Raw genomic sequence first — 15,779 nt, 5'->3', positions numbered from 1 at the left:
ACGGCTGAAATTAAAGCCGATCCGCAGCTGCGCAATATGCATGTAGTACTGCATTCGTCGTTAAGTGGGGTATTTAATGAAGCGATGGTGAAAAAAGTGGGGGCTGATCAGTTTATTGCCAAGTTTCACCCGGATGAGTTAGTCTCAGCAGTACAAAAGTGGATGACAACAGATTAGTCGTAGCAGGAAGTTGTATGAAAATAGCTTTACCCAAGCGCTGGATAAACCGCACCCTTGTACTCTTGGGACTATTTGGCGTGGTGTTTCAGCTGACAGCTGCAGTATATGCCTGGTGGCATGGTATTAGTTTACAGGCCGGCTGGTTATTGACATTGGCTGCGCCTTTACTCTGCGTGGCATCAGGGGCGATACCTGCCTTGCAGCTGCAAAAAGAGGCGCAGTAAGTAACTGCTACGTTAATAAAAGCCGGCTATTTAGCCGGCTTAAACATGCCTTCCACCCGCACTTCTTTAATACCCTGCTCGGTAAAAAGAAAATTAACCTGGCCCGGACCACGGTTAAAGTAATAACGCTCGTCATTTAACTGCAACACAAAGCCGCCTCTGGCATTCACCAAACTGGTGTCCTGAAACAGTTTAAGCTGGTATTGTGCTAATTCTAAGTCAAAGCCAGTGAGCGGCTCATTGATAAAGTCGGCCACCCACACTTGTTTGTCGTCTTGCAGCACCAGAGCCAAAGAGTATTTTTGCGGTACGGACGGTACCGTTAAACTGTAGCGCCCAACGATAAAACGGTACTGACCATCCTGGCGAAAATAGCTAAAACCAAAGTCAATCGGCTGACTTTTGCCGTTGGCCAGCTGCACAGTACCCTCGCCGTATATATCGAACTGGGCGTAGCTATAGGGGCTTAATAACACGAAACATAGTAACACCAAGCATGGTAACAACCTGTGTTTCATAGTGTGCCCCTATCAGTATTAACTATACCTGTGTAACATTTAACACCAGCTTAAGTTGTTGGCCCGGTTGCAGATATTGTGAAGTGTTAATGTTATTCCACTTCACAATATCTGCCACAGTTATGCTAAAACGCTGCGCAATCCGGGCCAGAGAGTCACCTTTACGCACCTTATAACTTACGGTACGTGACACGCCACTTACCGCATTATCGGCCGCCTGTGGCTGCCAAATCACCAGTTGTTGGCCGGTGCGAAGTGGGGTACGCTGGGCGATACCGTTCCATTTTGCAATCTGCGCCACGGTGACTTTATGTTGGCGGCTTAAATCCCATAACGTATCACCTTGTTGCACAGTATAGGTCAGCTTGGTACCCAATGCCTGTTGCTGCGCTTTGGCAATACGGTTTGGCACACTTAAGTCATAGTTACTGCCATCTTCTGCCGACATCGGGATAAGCAAATGTTGTCCGAGCCGGATGGTATTGCCTTTTAATTTGTTGATGCGCTGAATAGCGCTGATGCTGGTGTTGTGCTGCTGAGCAATTTTGCCAAGCGTATCACCGGAGGCCACGGTGTAACGTTGCCAGCGTAGCCATTGTTGGTTTGGCGTTTGGGCCAGTTTTTGCTTAAAGGCTGCCATATGTTGTTTTGGCAGAACCAGATAATGCGGACCATCGGGATCGGTAGCCCATTGGCTGAACCCCGGGTTTAATGCCTGCAGCTCGGCGACTGTCAGGCCGGCCATGTCAGCGGCTATCGCCAAATCTATTTGATTACCCACTTCAACGATATCAATTTTGGGCTCGTTGGCGATAAACTTCCATACGATGTCAAAGTCGTCCGGCCGCTTTAGTATATCTACCAGTGCCAGTAGTTTTGGCACATAAGCAGTAGTTTCGGCGGGGAGGTCGAGAGACCAGAAGTCCGTAGGCAACCGCTTTTTCTTATTGCGTTTTATGGCGGCTAAGATGCGCCCTTCACCAGAGTTATAAGCTGCGATAGCATTAAGCCAGTCGCCCTCTAAACGGTCATGCAGGTATTGCAGGTAGTCCAGTGCGGCGCGGGTTGATGCGATAACATCACGGCGGCCGTCATACCAAAAATTCTGTTTTAAACCAAAGCGTTTACCGGTTGCCGGCATAAACTGCCACATACCTGCAGCGGCGGCATGCGAATAGGCAAAGGGGTCAAAGGCGCTTTCTACAATGGGCAGCAGCGCCAGCTCAAGCGGCATATTACGTTTTTCAATTTCCTGCACTATGTGATACAGAAAAGGCTGTGCCCGGCTGGCGACGCGGTCTAAATATGCCTGATGGCTGCTGTAGAAATTACGTTGCTCAACAATAGGCCGGGTTTGCGGCACGTTAAATGTCAGCTGCAATTGAATACGCTGCCATAAGTCTTCCAACTCGGTAGCGTCTGGCATGATCTGCTCAGGTGTTGGTGTGCTGCCAGCTGACCATAGCCTGCTGGCGATTTGCTCTGCGTTAGCGGCGCCGCGATGGAAATCTGCGGTTGAGGGCGAGGTTGCCACAGTGGCTTGGGTAGTGACATCGTCGGTGGTGTTATTGCTAACACAACCCGCGAGCATTAGGGCCGTAGCCACAGCAGAAAGTCTTTTCAACATTACTTCATTCCACATAGTAAAAAACGAATGTTACCGCGTCGGCAACCGATTGCAAGTTAAGCGTTAAAACGATCCTTAGCTTCTCTTAACTGCGTGAACAGGGCTAAAGCATCATTTTGCTGCCATCTGGTTTGCAACTGGTTGTTATCACAGCGTAAAAATGGGTTGATTTGCTTTTCAATACCCACAGTGGTGGGCAGGGTGGGCTTATTCTGTTGCCGTAAAAGGTCACAGTGCCTGGCATAATCGACCGCTAACTGATTATCAGGTTCCACTGATAAGGCAAATTTCAGGTTTGCGCGGGTGTATTCGTGTGTGCAATACACTTGTGTATCATCGGGAAGCTCACGTAAACGCTTAAGCGATTGCCACATTTGCGCTGGACTTCCCTCAAATAGCCGGCCGCAACCTGCACTAAATAAGGTATCACCACAAAACAGAACCTGAGCTGAATAAAATGCAATATGGCCCAGGGTATGGCCGGGCACCGCCATCACCTGAAATTGCAGGTTAAATGCAGGTAGCTTGATCGTATCGCCATCCTGCACTGCTTGGGTCAGCCCTTTAATTAGCGGCTGCTCAGCGGCAGGGCCTATAACCTGAACATTAGGGTAGTGCTGGCGCAATGTCGCTATGCCGCCGGTGTGGTCATGGTGATGATGAGTGATTAGAATGCTGTGTAATTGTTTGCCCGCTGTGGCTAAAAAATTAAGCACCGGCGCGGCATCGCCGGGGTCTACCACCAGACAATAAGGGTTGTCGGGCTGACAGAGTGCCCAAATATAGTTATCCTCAAACGCAGGTATCGCTGAAATCTGACTCATAATGAAGGTGTGTAATGATTAATCCGGCGTCAATGTAACATGAAACCGGCACTGAGTGAAAAAGACCGCCAGGCACCGTCTGACTGGCGTCAGTTTAATCAGGGGGACGCTTTGGCTCGCGCAATCGGCGTTGCCCTGGAAAGCTGGTGGCCGCGTATTTTTGGTTACTATTTACTAAAACTGGGTGATTTAAGCGCTCAGCTTGATACCTCGCAATGCAAGGTGCGTCATCATATTAGCGTTGGCCGCCACAGCGAGGCGCTAATGCTGCAGGCTGAGACCGATGCGTTGCCTTTTAGTGAGCATAGTGTCGATGCGGTATTATTAAGCCACTGTCTGGAGTTTACCGGCGATCCGCATCATGTGGTACGCGAAGCGCACCGGGTGTTGCGTGCAGATGGCTATTTGCTGTTAACCGGCATTAATCCGTTTAGTCTGGTCGGTTTATTAAGGTTCTGGCCGGGGTTGCAGCAACGCTACCCCTGGCAGGGCCGCTTTTTTTCGGCGTCACGTATCAAAGACTGGTTACACCTGGTTGGTTTTGAAGTATTAGATGAGCAGCGTTTTTTTTGCTCGGCCATGCTATCGGGCGACTACCATAATGGCAAAGCCAAGCAGTGGGCAGAGCGCCATTTAAATTACTTTGCTGCCAGTTACCTGATAGTGGCGCGAAAACGTGAGCTGCCGCTAACGCCAATCCGGCCAACATGGCAACTTAACCCCGCGTTCTCTCAGCCGGTAAAAGGGGTCAGTGCCCGCCAGCAAGCCGACTAAAGACCGGGCTAATCAGGCCAGTTGCAAATAACGCTCAGCGCCGGCTAGCGCAGCAGCAACGGTTAATGTCATAAAGTACAGCCGGCTGTTTTCGGCCTCCGGCGGCGGGCTGATAACGAACCCCAGCTGTTGATAACAGCTGACGGCAATAGTGTTGTGCCGGTGCACGTACAGCGATATGTTACGCTGCTGCTGACCAAGCGCCTGAATAATCAGCTCGAAAATCAACACTTTTGCCAGGCCATGGCCACGGCAGTCGGGACGAATCACCAGCCGCGCCAAATGATGGCAACCAAAACGGTCACACAGCTGGCCAAAACCCAGTAATTCAGTACTGTTATCTGCTTGCGCTGAGCTGATCAGTGCATAACTTTGCGTACCCGGCCGGCATAACTGCTGTAAAAAGCGCAGTTCATTGCAGGGGTAATCAAAATTGTCACCGCCCCAACTGTGTTGCTCGTCAGCGCTGTGAAACCAGTTGCGCAGCTGGCACATCTCCGAGACGCTGGCCAGCACCAGCTGTGGTTTTAATGCCGGGCTCATTCTACTTAATACCGGGTTACCACATTAAATCATCCGGAATTTTAAAATCGGCGTACGGATCGTCCTCGTCCTGTTGTTGCTGTTTAACGTTGAGCACGATAATGCTATCGCTTTGGCGTTGTTTAATTTTCTCTGCTACCGCAGCAGGCACTAAATAATATTGCTCATCCTGTTTGGCAATGGCCAACAAGCCGCGGCTTAGCTCGTCATGCAGCTTGTTGTTAACGTACAGCCGTTTGACTAACTTACCATCGGTAAAGTTATAGGCGACATCGCCTTGTGCTTTCACTGTATTGTTATTAATCAGCTGTTTTACCTGGGCGGCGATGGCTTTTTGCTGCAGTGCCGCCTGCTTTTGCTGGTTTAACAAGCGGTCACGCTCTATTTGCTGCTGGCGGCTTTGCTCGGCCAGAATACTGGCTTCATTCACCAGCTTCTGGTTTTTGCCGGCTTGAACTTTTTGCTGGTGTTTCTCTTTTTTTACCGCTTTAAGTTTTTTCGCATCAGCCAGGCCGGCTTTTAACAACTGTTCTTTTAACGCATTACTCATGTCTAATCCTGATGGCGCTTGGAGCTCTGGGAAAAATCAGCCTAATAGTAGCGCAAAGCCGGGCAGTTTCGAAATCAAACTAACTCAAATTGGCGGCATCGGTTATCATATAGCGGTATTTTGCGGTTTATGAGGTTCACTTTGCCATTTAACGATTTAGCGCTTGACCCGCGCCTGCTGCGCTCGGTGCAGCATCTGGGGTTTGTCAAACCTACCGACATTCAGGCCGAAGCCATACCGGCAGTGATGGTAGGGCGCGATCTTATCGTGTCATCCCAAACCGGCTCGGGGAAAACCCTGGCTTACTTGCTGCCGATGATGCAGCGCTTGCTAAAAAGCCGGCCACTGTCAAAACGCGACGCACGGGCGCTGATCCTGGCGCCTACCCGTGAGCTGGCAAAACAAGTGTATGCCCAGCTGCGGTTATTTGTCGCTAACACACCGCTAACGTCAGCCTTGATTGTCGGCGGTGAAAATTTTAATGATCAGGAAAAGCTGCTCAAGCGCGAACCCGATATTATTGTGGCGACGCCAGGCCGTTTTGTTGATCATCTGGAACATAAATCGGTTTTTATTAACGGCCTTGAAGTGCTGATTCTCGATGAAGCCGACCGCATGCTTGACCTTGGTTTTATGCCGCAACTGACCGTTATTAACAAAGCAGCCGATCACCGTTTGCGTCAGACACTGATGTTCTCAGCAACGCTGGATCACGCTGAAGTGGATGAACTGGCACTGGCACTGCTGAAAAACCCTTACCGGGTAGCGGTTGGCGCTTCTTATCAGCAGCATCAGGACATTAACCAGCAGTTTTACCTGGCGGATCATTTAAGCCACAAAGAAGCTTTGCTGAGCCACTTTTTACAGCAGGACGACATCAAGCAGCTGATTATTTTCACCGCCACGCGCGAAGACGCCGAGCGCTTAGCGCTGTTATGCCAAACTCTGGGCAAAACCGCGGTAGGGCTTAGTGGTAAGCTGTCGCAAAGTAGCCGTAACAGCGTGATGCAGGCCTTTGCCAGTGGTAAATATCAGGTGTTGGTGACCACCGATTTAGCCTCGCGCGGTCTGGATTTACTGCAGGTATCGCACGTGATTAACTTTGACTTGCCCAAACATGCTGAAGAATATGTGCACCGTATTGGCCGCACCGGGCGTGCAGGTGCCAAAGGCACAGCCATCTCTTTGGTGGGGCCAAAAGATGTACCGGCGTTGCAGCGCATTGAAGCTTTCTTACGCCAGGCTGTCAGTTACAGTGTAGTGCCGGGGCTGGAAGCCCGTTTTGATGGCAAACCGGCCGTGGCAGCTAAGCCCAAGGCGAAAAAACCTCAAAGCAGCCAGAATAAGGCTAAAGCAAAACCAGCTACGAGCATTAAAACCAAAGCGGTAGCCAAGCCACAATTTTTCCAGGGTGGCGATGATGGCTCGGCACCGGTTAAGCGTAAGCAAAAATAAATCTGTGGCTGATTATTTTTTCGGCAATATTGCTGCTACACTCAAAGCGTTGTTGTTGTTTTAATGACAATAACAGGGTGATCAGCAGTGTAAAGCACATTACTGATCCGGCCAGAGCAGAAATATTTGCTGGCTAACCGGTAAGGTTATTGACCCCTCATATGGCTTAACTGATAATGAGGGCGAAAATATATACTAGCTAGCTGAAATGGCCGGTAATATTTAAGTCGCCAGCATGCTGGCAAAATTAGTTAATGTAAGAGAGTGTTATGTCACAGTTAATTTCCGGCTCAGTTAAGTGGTTCAACGAAGAAAAAGGCTATGGTTTCCTGGAGCGCGAAGGCGGTAAAGACGTTTTTGTTCATTTCCGCGCGATCAACGGTACCGGCCGTAAAACTTTGGTTGAAGGTCAGAAAGTTACTTTTGAAGTAACTGAAGGCCAAAAAGGCCCACAAGCTGAAAACGTAACTGTTGTCGGATAAGTCCGGCCAGGCTTGCATAAAACCGGCTTTTGCCGGTTTTCTGTTATCTACAGCCGGCTAAACCGGCTTTCGTTAAAACGGCAGTGCCAGTTGTTGTAAGGCCGCCGTTTTAAAGCCCACCTGTAAGCCAATTAAGCGTACACCCTGCTGTTGCCGGCGCTGCCAGGCGGCATCTAACAGCGGTAGCAGGTTCTCCAGGTCCAGCGGCTGACCCTGTTTTTCTACCGTGGTTTGACGAAAATCACTGAATTTCAGTTTAATACCTACTTTTTGCACCGGTGTTATACGGCCGGCGTTACTGTTGCGATAATGTTCCAGCCGCCGCTGTAACTGCGGTAACAACTGGCTTAGCGTGGCTATACACTCCGTGTAGTCAAGCAGATCCTGCTCCAGCGTGCGCTCTACACCCAGCGATTTACGCTGTTCATTACTGCACACCGGCCGTTCATCTATGCCCTGGCTACGCTTTAGCAGGCTGTCGGCCTGGGCACCAAAATGCTTAACCAACAGTGCCAGCGGTGCCTTAGCAATATCACTGCAGCTGTTAAGGCCAAGCTGTGTTAGCCGCTCAGCGGTTTTACTGCCAACACCCGGCAGGCGTCGCAGCGGCAGTGCTTTAACAAAATCGCTTATCTGCTCCGGCGTAATCACAAACAGGCCATCGGGTTTGTTTTCATCACTGGCAATCTTGGCCAAAAACTTATTCGGTGCCACACCGGCAGAAGCGGTAAGCCCGGTTTCCAGATAAATACTGCGGCGGATATCTTCGGCTATACGGGTAGCGCTGCCTTTGAATAGCTGGCAGTCACTGACATCCAAATAGGCTTCGTCCAGCGACAAGGGCTCGATATGTGCGGTGTAACGGGCGAAAATGGCGCGTATTTGCGCGCTGGCGGCTTTGTATTTGTCCATATTGCCGCTTAGCAGTGTTAACTGCGGGCACAGTTTTAATGCCTGGCCGGTGGGCATCGCCGAGCGCACGCCATAGGCGCGCGCCGGGTAGTTACAGGTCGAGATGACGCCGCGGCTTTGACGCGAGCCGCCAATAGCAAGAGGAATATGACGCAGTGCCGGGTTATCGCGCATTTCGACGGCAGCAAAGAAACAGTCCATATCAATATGTATGATTTTGCGCATAGTCTTACCGTGCCTGTTTGTATATACAGTATAGTAGGCGGCAGCCGGTTACTTGTAAAGCACCGCGCACAGTTAAGGTGGTGCTTTTGTTTTTCAGCCGTTTAGATGGCTAAATATCGGGTGCATAAAAATCAAATTAACGGTAGAATAGCGGCCAATTTTATCTGCCCGTTTTACTGTACTGCATTTTATTAAGACTAGCCGCGTAAGCCGCACCAGGAGAGAGCATGTTAAAGCGTGATATGAATATTGCCGATTTCGACCCGGAATTATGGCAAGCCATAACCCAGGAAACTGACCGCCAGGAAGCTCATATTGAGCTAATTGCGTCAGAAAACTACGCCAGCCCGCGCGTACTGCAGGCACAGGGCTCTCAACTGACCAATAAGTATGCTGAAGGCTACCCGCACAAACGCTACTACGGTGGCTGCGAGTATGTCGATATCGCTGAAGATTTAGCCATTGCCCGTGCCAAAGAGCTGTTTGGCGCAGACTATGCTAACGTGCAGCCGCATTCAGGCTCACAGGCCAACTCAGCAGTGTTTTTAGCGCTGTTAAACGCCGGTGATACCATTTTAGGGATGAGCCTGGCACATGGTGGCCATTTAACCCACGGCGCGCATGTCAGCTCGTCAGGTAAGCTGTACAAAGCAGTACAGTACGGCCTGCATCCTGAAACGGGCGTCATTGATTATGATCAGGCTGAAGCCTTAGCGCTGGAGCACAAGCCTAAGCTGATCATCGCCGGCTTCTCGGCGTACTCAGGTATTGTTGACTGGCAACGTTTTCGTGATATCGCCGATAAAGTTGGCGCTTACCTGATGGTGGATATGGCGCACGTTGCCGGGTTAGTCGCAGCGGGCCTGTACCCGAACCCGGTGCCGGTAGCTGATGTGGTTACCACCACTACCCACAAAACGCTGGCCGGCCCACGCGGTGGTTTAATTCTGGCGCGTAAAAACGAAGAAATTGAGAAGAAACTGAATTCAGCGGTATTCCCGGGCGGCCAGGGCGGCCCGTTAATGCATGTTATCGCCGCTAAAGCCGTGGCCTTTAAAGAAGCGCTGCAGCCAGAGTTTAAAGCCTATCAGCAGCAGGTGCTGAAAAACGCCGTGGCGATGTGTGACGCTATGATGGCGCGCGGTTATAAAATTGTCTCAGGTGGTACACAAAACCATTTGTTCCTGATGGACTTAATTGACAAAGATATCACCGGTAAAGAGGCCGATGCCTGGTTAGGGCAGGCGCACATTACCGTGAACAAAAACTCGGTGCCGAACGATCCGCGCTCGCCTTTTGTCACTTCAGGCCTGCGCATCGGTACTCCGGCCATTACCCGCCGTGGTTTTGCCGAAGCTGAAGCGCGTACTGTGGCTAACCTGATCTGTGATGTGCTGGACAGCCGTGGTGATGCAGCAGTGATTGACAAAGTTCGCAGCCAGGTTGGCGAGCTGTGCAGCCGCTTCCCGGTTTATGCCTAAACACTGATTAAGTGCTATGATGGCCGCTATTGCGGCCATTTGTTTATCTGGCTGGTGAAGATAAAACGCTGCCTGGGCAGCGTAGCGGGAAGCTGATTATGTACTGTCCGTTTTGCAATGCAGATGATACCAAGGTTATCGACTCGCGGCTGGTGGCCGACGGCCATCAGGTGCGCCGGCGGCGTGAGTGTCTGGCCTGTCATGAGCGCTTTACTACCTTTGAAGCGGCTGAGCTGGTAATGCCGCGTATCATTAAACGTGACGGCTCGCGTGAGCCGTTTAATGAAGACAAGCTGCGCAGTGGCTTGCTGCGCTCATTGGAAAAGCGGCCGGTATCGACCGAGCAAATTGAGCAGCTGATCAACAAAATTAAATCGCAGCTGCGTGCCACCGGTGAGCGCGAAGTGGGCAGTCAGCTGCTGGGTAACCTGATTATGGACGAGCTGGTCAAGGTGGATAAAGTGGCCTATGTACGTTTTGCTTCGGTGTACCGCTCGTTTAAAGATATTCGTGAATTTGGCGAAGAAATTGCCCGTTTGGGAGAAAAAGCCTGATGTTTAGCGCGGCAGATGCAGCCTTTATGGCGCAGGCGATACAGCTCGCCGGCCTTGGTCGTTATACCACCAGCCCCAATCCTAACGTGGGTGCCGTGTTGGTCAACAATGGTCAGGTAATTGGTAAGGGTTATCATCAGCAAGCCGGTGGCCCGCATGCCGAAGTGTTTGCCCTGCGTGAAGCCGGCAGTGACGCGGCACAGGCCACCTGCTATGTCACGCTGGAGCCGTGCAGCCATCATGGCCGCACTCCACCTTGCGCCGAGGCCTTAATTGCTGCTGGTGTCAGCCGGGTGGTGGTAGCGATGCAAGACCCTAACCCGCAGGTCGCCGGGCGCGGCATAACCATGCTGCGCGAGGCCGGTATTCAGGTCGACGTGGGCTTGCTCGAAGCCGAGGCGCGCGCTCTTAACCCGGGTTTTTTAAGCCGGATGGAGCGTAAGCGGCCTTATGTTCAGTTAAAGCTGGCGGCCAGTTTAGATGGCCGCACCGCACTGGCCAATGGTGACAGCAAGTGGCTGACCAGCGAGGCTGCCCGGGCCGATGTGCAGCACTACCGCGCGCAAAGCTGTGCCATTTTATCTACCGCCGCTACCGTGATGGCCGATAACGCCCGTTTAACCTTAAGGCCAGAGCAATTACTGCGGCCGGTTTCTGCGCTTGATAACGGCCAGCTGCGCCAGCCTAAGCGGGTTATTCTAGATCGAAATGGTCTGCTTGATCACAAGCTGGCACTGTTTGCTGACGGCGGTGAAGTGCTGCTGTGTGTCAGTAAGCTTGAAAACGAACGCCAACTGCCCAATATTGCCAGGCAAATACATTGTCCGTTAACGGCACAAGCGCAATTTGATTTACCGCTGCTGCTGGAGCATTTAGCGCTTCGAGAGCAGGTTAACACCCTGTGGGTCGAGGCCGGTGCTACCCTGGCCGGCACTTTGTTGCAGTTAAAGCTGGTCGATGAATTAATTATCTATCTGGCGCCGAAACTGTTGGGCAGCAGCGCACAGCCACTGGCAGTATTGCCGGAATTTAGCGCGCTGGCACAGGTGCCAGAGCTCAGCTGGAGCGATGTGCGTATGGTTGGGCCAGATCTGCGCCTGAGCGCCCGTTTACGCTAACCTTATTGCAAGGAACTGTTATGTTTACCGGTATTATAGAAGCGACAGGCCGCCTGAGCGCCATTCGTCCTCAGGGGGGCGATTTAACGGTGACCATCAGCAGCGACGAGCTGGACTTCAGCGATGTGAAATTAGGCGACAGCATTGCCAGTAACGGTGTCTGCTTAACCGTTACGGCGCTTAATAAGCACAGCTTTAATGCCGATCTGTCCTCTGAAACGCTGGCGCATACCTTGTTTGCGAAGTACCAGCTTGGCCAGCGTATCAATCTGGAAAAAGCGCTGCTGCCCACGACCCGCATGGGCGGGCACTTAGTCAGCGGCCATGTTGATGGTGTCACCCAGGTGGTTAAGCTGGAGCAAAGCGGCCGCGCCTGGCATATCTGGCTGGCGCTGCCTAAACATCTGGCGCCTTATATTGCGACCAAAGGCTCAGTAACCGTCGATGGCATCAGTCTGACCGTTAATGAACTCACCGCCGATGCCTTTCGCTTAACCATAGTGCCGCACACGGCGCAGCACACCACCGTGGCTGAGTTGACTCTTGGCAGTAAGGTGCATCTGGAAGTGGATGTAATTGCCCGCTATTTAGAGCGGCTTCTGAACAAAGACAGCGCAGCAGCAAGCGGCGGTGTCAGTATGGCGCTGCTGGCGCAGCGTGGCTTTTTATAAATAAGGGCTGTTATGCAACTGAATACTCCTGCTGAAATTATTGAAGATATCCGTCAGGGCAAGATGGTAGTGCTGATGGACGATGAAGATCGCGAAAACGAAGGCGATCTGGTGATGGCGGCAGATTATGTGACGCCAGAAGCCATTAATTTTATGGCGATGCATGGCCGCGGCTTAATTTGTTTAACACTGACGAAAAAGCGCTGCAAACAGCTGGCGTTGCCGTTAATGGTCGATGCTAACAAATCCCCCTTTGCCACCAATTTCACGGTGTCGATTGAAGCGGCTGAAGGCGTGACGACCGGTATTTCGGCAGCCGACCGCGCCCGCACTGTTAAAGCCGCAGTGGCGCGCGATGCCAAGCCCAGCGATATTGTGCAGCCGGGGCATATTTTCCCGCTGATGGCACAAGATGGTGGCGTGTTGGTACGCGCCGGCCACACGGAAGCCGGTTGTGATTTAGCCCGCTTAGCCGGCCTTGAACCGGCAGCCGTCATTGTCGAGATTTTAAACGACGACGGCACTATGGCGCGGCGGCCTGATTTGGAAGTGTTCGCCAAAAAGCATGGTATTAAAATTGGCACCATTGCCGATTTAATTGAATACCGAAATTTAAATGAAACCACTATCGAGCAGGTAGCCAGCTGTCAGCTGCCGACCGAAGTGGGTGATTTTCAACTGGTGACCTTTAAAGACACTATTGATAACCAAATTCATTTTGCGCTGGTAAAAGGCGACATTCACCCTGAACAGCCAACGCTGGTGCGGGTGCATTTGCACGATACTTTTAGTGATTTACTGATGGCAAACCGCGCCGCCAACCGCAGTTTCCCACTGCACACGGCGATGGAGCGTATCGCCCGCGATGGTGGTGTGCTGGTGCTGCTGGGTAAACATGAAAGCACTGAGCAGCTCATTCGTACCGTACAGGGCTTTGAGGCGGAAGATAAAGGCGAAAAGCCGCGCAGCACGCCGTGGAATGGCACGTCGCGTAATGTCGGTGTTGGCTCGCAAATATTAGCCAGCCTGGGCGTGAAGAAAATGCGCCTGCTAAGCCAGCCGAAAAAATACCATGCGCTGTCCGGTTTTGGCCTGGAAGTGGTGGATTACGTCAGCGAATAAGGCGCGGGTTACGTCTTAAATTGGCGCAATCGCCGGCAACAAACACTATGCCGCTTTAGCTACTCTTGTGCTATTATGCACGGCTAATTTTTAGCGGTCAGATTTTAAGGGCAACGTATGCAGGTGATTGAAGCAGGGTTTTCTGCCAACGGTAAAAAGTTTGCGATCGTAGTCGCACGGTTTAACAGCTTTATTGTTGAGAGTTTATTAAGCGGCGCCACCGATACCTTAGCGCGTATTGGCAATGTTGCCGAGCAGGATATTACTGTGATCCGCGTGCCTGGTGCCTTTGAACTGCCATTAGCCGTGCAGCGTGTCGCCGCCAGTAAAAAATATGATGGTATCATTGCGCTGGGCGCGGTGATCCGCGGTGGCACACCGCACTTTGAATACGTATCGGGTGAGTGTACCAAGGGTATTGCGCAGGTGATGATGCAGCACGATATTCCGGTCGCCTTTGGCGTGCTTACCGTAGACAGCATTGAGCAGGCCATTGAGCGTGCAGGCACCAAAGCCGGCAACAAAGGCAGCGAAGCGGCGATGTCGACGCTGGAGATGGTTAATCTGCTGGCCAAGCTGTAACAGGAAGATATACGAATGAAACCGAATGCCCGTCGTCAGTCACGGTCACTTGCAGTGCAGGGAATTTACAGCTGGCATGTCAGCCAAAACCCGATCACTGAAATCGAGCAGCAACTACTGCTGGAAACCAATGTTAAGCACCTCGATGTGGGGTATTTTCAGGATTTAGTCCGTGGCGTGGTAAAAAACCATGCCACGCTGGATGAAGCATTAAAGCCTTATCTGGACCGGCCCTTTGAAGAAATTGATTTTGTCGAAAAGGCCATACTGCGGGTGTCGGCTTACGAGCTGAAATATCGGCTGGATGTGCCGTACAAGGTTGTCATCAACGAGGCCATTGAGCTGGCTAAAGCGTTCGCCGCTGACGATAGCCATAAATTCGTTAACGGTATTCTGGATAAAGCCGTGCGCGTACTGCGTCCGAGCTAACGCGCACTGTGTCCATGTTAAAGGAGTGCCGGTGCTTACCGGCTTCTGCATACTATGGGTGAATTTGAACTCATTTCCCGCTACTTTGCCAATTGTGGCGCCAAACGCAGCGATGCGGCTTTAGGTGTTGGCGATGATGGCGCTGTATTGCAAGTGCGTGACGGCTACGACTTAGTCGTGACTACCGACACTATGGTGGTAGGCACGCATTTCTTCCCTGACGATGAACCGCGGGCTCTGGGACACAAACTGGTGGCGGTCAATGTCAGTGATCTAGCCGCCATGGGCGCCGAGCCAGCCTGGTTGTCGTTGGCGCTAACCTTACCTGCTGTCGATGAAGTCTGGTTATCGGCCTTTGCTGCCGGTCTTAGTGAAACGGCTGACTATTATCAGTGCCAATTGGTCGGCGGAGACACCACCCGCGGCCCGATGAGCCTGACCATGGTGGCCAAAGGCACAGTACCACGCGGCAAGGCGTTAACCCGCAGTGGCGCTAAAGTGGGTGATTATATTTATGTGACCGGCACTTTAGGTGATGCGGCACTGGGGTTAAAGCTGTGCCAGGGCCTGCATGAAGTGAGTAAAAAGCATCAGAGCCATATTCTGCAGCGCTTTCATTACCCGTCGGCGCGGGTGGCGCTGGGGCAGGCGCTGCGTAACCTGGCCAGTAGCGCGATGGACTTATCTGATGGCCTGTACAGCGACATTCAGCATATTTTAAAACGATCGAATGTCGGTGCCAGTATTGATGTCAGCCGCCTGCCGCTATCGCAGGCGCTGAAAGACAGTTGCGACACCGGCACAGCGCTGCAACTGGCGTTATCCGGCGGTGAAGATTATGAGCTGCTGTTTACTGTGCCTGAAGCCCGGCGTGGCTCGCTTGATGTGCTGCTGTCACCTTATGGTATACCGGTGACCTGTATTGGCCGTATTACCGGCGTGGCCGGTAAGCTGGAATTAAAGCAAGGCGATCAGGCATTTGATTATCAGCATCAGGGCTTTGTGCATTTCTCATGACTAACCCCGGTTTCAATTTGCGCAAATGGTATCAGTTGCTGGCGCTGGGCTTTGGCAGCGGCTTAGCGGCAAAGGCGCCTGGTACTTTTGGTACCCTGGCAGCGGTACCGCTGGTGGCGCTGCTGTTGTGGCTGGGTAATGTCTATCTGTTGGCGTTTGTGATTTTGGGTGCTGTACTGGGCATTTATTTGTGTGGCCAAACTGCCGCTGACATCGGTGAACATGACCATAAAGCCATTGTCTGGGATGAAATTGTCGGCTATGCCATCAGCCTGCTGTGGGTACCGCTACACTGGCAAACGCTGCTACTGGGCTTTGTATTATTTCGCCTGTTTGATATTGTAAAACCCTGGCCCATCAGTGTACTGGACAAAAAGGTGCACGGCGGCCTGGGTATTATGCTGGACGATGTTGCTGCGGGTTTGGCGACACTGCTGGTTCTTCATCTGTTATTGCCCTATTTACCGCTAGGCTAGGGCAAAAGTTAACCT

Annotated in this window: 20 protein-coding genes; 14 read left to right on the top strand and 6 right to left on the bottom strand. The window is 51.8% G+C overall.

Translation table 11 applies throughout. The annotated features are described in order from the left end of the window. Both RNAN_RS17270 and RNAN_RS17265 read left to right on the top strand, forming a co-directional pair. Positions 1-177, top strand: a 177-nt coding sequence (locus tag RNAN_RS17270) for a chemotaxis protein CheW (protein WP_040552493.1), incomplete at its 5' end; no start/stop codon positions are given. Positions 178-194: 17 nt separating this feature from the next. Next, complete coding sequence (locus RNAN_RS17265; RefSeq protein ID WP_008224177.1) at positions 195-404, top strand: hypothetical protein; 210 nt, start codon at positions 195-197, stop codon at positions 402-404. 26 nt (positions 405-430) lie between these two features. On the opposite strand, the gene RNAN_RS17260 is transcribed toward RNAN_RS17265, so the two are convergent. The 3 genes from RNAN_RS17260 to gloB are packed head-to-tail and all read right to left on the bottom strand — an operon-like array spanning position 431 to position 3,373. Further along, positions 431-922: a hypothetical protein gene (locus RNAN_RS17260; RefSeq protein WP_148275780.1), complete on the bottom strand. Its 492-nt coding sequence runs from the start codon at positions 920-922 to the stop codon at positions 431-433. A gap of 22 nt (positions 923-944) precedes the next feature. Then, complete coding sequence (locus RNAN_RS17255; protein WP_040552490.1) at positions 945-2,549, bottom strand: LysM peptidoglycan-binding domain-containing protein; 1,605 nt, start codon at positions 2,547-2,549, stop codon at positions 945-947. Positions 2,550-2,605: 56 nt separating this feature from the next. After that, a complete protein-coding gene (gloB, locus tag RNAN_RS17250) occupies positions 2,606-3,373 on the bottom strand; it encodes a hydroxyacylglutathione hydrolase (protein ID WP_008224170.1) in 768 nt (255 codons plus the stop codon). Between the two features lie 39 nt (positions 3,374-3,412). Between gloB and RNAN_RS17245 the strand changes: the two genes are divergently transcribed. Further along, positions 3,413-4,147, top strand: a complete 735-nt coding sequence (locus RNAN_RS17245; protein ID WP_008224169.1) for a class I SAM-dependent methyltransferase — start codon at positions 3,413-3,415, stop codon at positions 4,145-4,147. 12 nt (positions 4,148-4,159) lie between these two features. On the opposite strand, the gene RNAN_RS18795 is transcribed toward RNAN_RS17245, so the two are convergent. Beyond that, positions 4,160-4,690, bottom strand: coding sequence for a GNAT family N-acetyltransferase (locus RNAN_RS18795; protein ID WP_008224167.1), 531 nt, complete (start codon positions 4,688-4,690; stop codon positions 4,160-4,162). 16 nt (positions 4,691-4,706) lie between these two features. After that, complete coding sequence (locus tag RNAN_RS17235; RefSeq protein ID WP_008224166.1) at positions 4,707-5,240, bottom strand: DUF2058 domain-containing protein; 534 nt, start codon at positions 5,238-5,240, stop codon at positions 4,707-4,709. Between the two features lie 129 nt (positions 5,241-5,369). Between RNAN_RS17235 and RNAN_RS17230 the strand changes: the two genes are divergently transcribed. Together RNAN_RS17230 and RNAN_RS17225 are read left to right on the top strand one after the other, a co-directional pair. Beyond that, complete coding sequence (locus RNAN_RS17230) at positions 5,370-6,695, top strand: DEAD/DEAH box helicase (protein WP_202802322.1); 1,326 nt, start codon at positions 5,370-5,372, stop codon at positions 6,693-6,695. Positions 6,696-6,964: 269 nt separating this feature from the next. Beyond that, positions 6,965-7,177 carry a cold-shock protein gene (locus tag RNAN_RS17225; protein WP_008224161.1) on the top strand — a complete coding sequence of 71 codons (213 nt, stop codon included), beginning with the start codon at positions 6,965-6,967 and terminating at the stop codon, positions 7,175-7,177. A 72-nt stretch (positions 7,178-7,249) separates the two neighbouring features. Here RNAN_RS17225 and dinB read toward each other — a convergent pair whose 3' ends face one another. Further along, positions 7,250-8,314 (bottom strand): DNA polymerase IV, encoded by a 1,065-nt coding sequence (gene dinB / locus RNAN_RS17220; RefSeq protein WP_008224157.1) that lies wholly within the window; start codon positions 8,312-8,314, stop codon positions 7,250-7,252. A 227-nt stretch (positions 8,315-8,541) separates the two neighbouring features. On the opposite strand from dinB, the gene glyA reads away from it, so the two are divergent. The 9 genes from glyA to RNAN_RS17175 all read left to right on the top strand — a co-directional run bounded on the left by glyA (position 8,542) and on the right by RNAN_RS17175 (position 15,764). Then, positions 8,542-9,795 carry a serine hydroxymethyltransferase gene (glyA, locus tag RNAN_RS17215; protein ID WP_008224155.1) on the top strand — a complete coding sequence of 418 codons (1,254 nt, stop codon included), beginning with the start codon at positions 8,542-8,544 and terminating at the stop codon, positions 9,793-9,795. 98 nt (positions 9,796-9,893) lie between these two features. Further along, positions 9,894-10,349, top strand: coding sequence for a transcriptional regulator NrdR (gene nrdR, locus RNAN_RS17210; RefSeq protein ID WP_040552497.1), 456 nt, complete (start codon positions 9,894-9,896; stop codon positions 10,347-10,349). Continuing rightward, positions 10,349-11,467 (top strand): bifunctional diaminohydroxyphosphoribosylaminopyrimidine deaminase/5-amino-6-(5-phosphoribosylamino)uracil reductase RibD, encoded by a 1,119-nt coding sequence (gene ribD, locus RNAN_RS17205; protein WP_008224153.1) that lies wholly within the window; start codon positions 10,349-10,351, stop codon positions 11,465-11,467. Before nrdR ends, ribD begins: the two co-directional genes overlap by 1 nt. Before the next feature lie 20 nt (positions 11,468-11,487). After that, the gene (locus RNAN_RS17200; RefSeq protein WP_008224152.1) at positions 11,488-12,138 is read left to right on the top strand and encodes a riboflavin synthase; all 651 of its coding nucleotides are present in this window, start codon (positions 11,488-11,490) and stop codon (positions 12,136-12,138) included. Positions 12,139-12,150: 12 nt separating this feature from the next. Next, entirely contained in the window at positions 12,151-13,260 is a 1,110-nt protein-coding gene (ribBA, locus tag RNAN_RS17195) for a bifunctional 3,4-dihydroxy-2-butanone-4-phosphate synthase/GTP cyclohydrolase II (RefSeq protein WP_008224151.1), read from the top strand. 117 nt (positions 13,261-13,377) lie between these two features. Then, positions 13,378-13,842, top strand: coding sequence for a 6,7-dimethyl-8-ribityllumazine synthase (ribH, locus tag RNAN_RS17190; RefSeq protein ID WP_008224150.1), 465 nt, complete (start codon positions 13,378-13,380; stop codon positions 13,840-13,842). A 15-nt stretch (positions 13,843-13,857) separates the two neighbouring features. Continuing rightward, the gene (gene nusB, locus RNAN_RS17185; protein ID WP_008224147.1) at positions 13,858-14,271 is read left to right on the top strand and encodes a transcription antitermination factor NusB; all 414 of its coding nucleotides are present in this window, start codon (positions 13,858-13,860) and stop codon (positions 14,269-14,271) included. 54 nt (positions 14,272-14,325) lie between these two features. Continuing rightward, positions 14,326-15,288, top strand: coding sequence for a thiamine-phosphate kinase (gene thiL, locus RNAN_RS17180; RefSeq protein WP_008224144.1), 963 nt, complete (start codon positions 14,326-14,328; stop codon positions 15,286-15,288). Further along, positions 15,285-15,764: a phosphatidylglycerophosphatase A family protein gene (locus RNAN_RS17175; protein ID WP_008224141.1), complete on the top strand. Its 480-nt coding sequence runs from the start codon at positions 15,285-15,287 to the stop codon at positions 15,762-15,764. Before thiL ends, RNAN_RS17175 begins: the two co-directional genes overlap by 4 nt. The last annotated feature ends 15 nt before the right edge of the window (positions 15,765-15,779 follow it).

This window comes from Rheinheimera nanhaiensis E407-8, assembly GCF_000296695.1.
Taxonomy (GTDB): Bacteria; Pseudomonadota; Gammaproteobacteria; order Enterobacterales; family Alteromonadaceae; genus Alishewanella; species Alishewanella nanhaiensis.
The sequence above is the reverse complement of the archived record's forward strand: the minus strand, read 5'-3'. Positions and strand labels throughout refer to the sequence as shown.

Coding starts and splice junctions, on each gene's coding strand:
- RNAN_RS17265 (WP_008224177.1), top strand. CDS start 195: ATGAAAATAGCTTTACCCAAGCGCTGGATAAACCGCACCCTTGTACTC.
- RNAN_RS17260 (WP_148275780.1), bottom strand. CDS start 922: ATGAAACACAGGTTGTTACCATGCTTGGTGTTACTATGTTTCGTGTTA.
- RNAN_RS17255 (WP_040552490.1), bottom strand. CDS start 2,549: ATGTTGAAAAGACTTTCTGCTGTGGCTACGGCCCTAATGCTCGCGGGT.
- gloB (WP_008224170.1), bottom strand. CDS start 3,373: ATGAGTCAGATTTCAGCGATACCTGCGTTTGAGGATAACTATATTTGG.
- RNAN_RS17245 (WP_008224169.1), top strand. CDS start 3,413: ATGAAACCGGCACTGAGTGAAAAAGACCGCCAGGCACCGTCTGACTGG.
- RNAN_RS18795 (WP_008224167.1), bottom strand. CDS start 4,690: ATGAGCCCGGCATTAAAACCACAGCTGGTGCTGGCCAGCGTCTCGGAG.
- RNAN_RS17235 (WP_008224166.1), bottom strand. CDS start 5,240: ATGAGTAATGCGTTAAAAGAACAGTTGTTAAAAGCCGGCCTGGCTGAT.
- RNAN_RS17230 (WP_202802322.1), top strand. CDS start 5,370: ATGAGGTTCACTTTGCCATTTAACGATTTAGCGCTTGACCCGCGCCTG.
- RNAN_RS17225 (WP_008224161.1), top strand. CDS start 6,965: ATGTCACAGTTAATTTCCGGCTCAGTTAAGTGGTTCAACGAAGAAAAA.
- dinB (WP_008224157.1), bottom strand. CDS start 8,314: ATGCGCAAAATCATACATATTGATATGGACTGTTTCTTTGCTGCCGTC.
- glyA (WP_008224155.1), top strand. CDS start 8,542: ATGTTAAAGCGTGATATGAATATTGCCGATTTCGACCCGGAATTATGG.
- nrdR (WP_040552497.1), top strand. CDS start 9,894: ATGTACTGTCCGTTTTGCAATGCAGATGATACCAAGGTTATCGACTCG.
- ribD (WP_008224153.1), top strand. CDS start 10,349: ATGTTTAGCGCGGCAGATGCAGCCTTTATGGCGCAGGCGATACAGCTC.
- RNAN_RS17200 (WP_008224152.1), top strand. CDS start 11,488: ATGTTTACCGGTATTATAGAAGCGACAGGCCGCCTGAGCGCCATTCGT.
- ribBA (WP_008224151.1), top strand. CDS start 12,151: ATGCAACTGAATACTCCTGCTGAAATTATTGAAGATATCCGTCAGGGC.
- ribH (WP_008224150.1), top strand. CDS start 13,378: ATGCAGGTGATTGAAGCAGGGTTTTCTGCCAACGGTAAAAAGTTTGCG.
- nusB (WP_008224147.1), top strand. CDS start 13,858: ATGAAACCGAATGCCCGTCGTCAGTCACGGTCACTTGCAGTGCAGGGA.
- thiL (WP_008224144.1), top strand. CDS start 14,326: ATGGGTGAATTTGAACTCATTTCCCGCTACTTTGCCAATTGTGGCGCC.
- RNAN_RS17175 (WP_008224141.1), top strand. CDS start 15,285: ATGACTAACCCCGGTTTCAATTTGCGCAAATGGTATCAGTTGCTGGCG.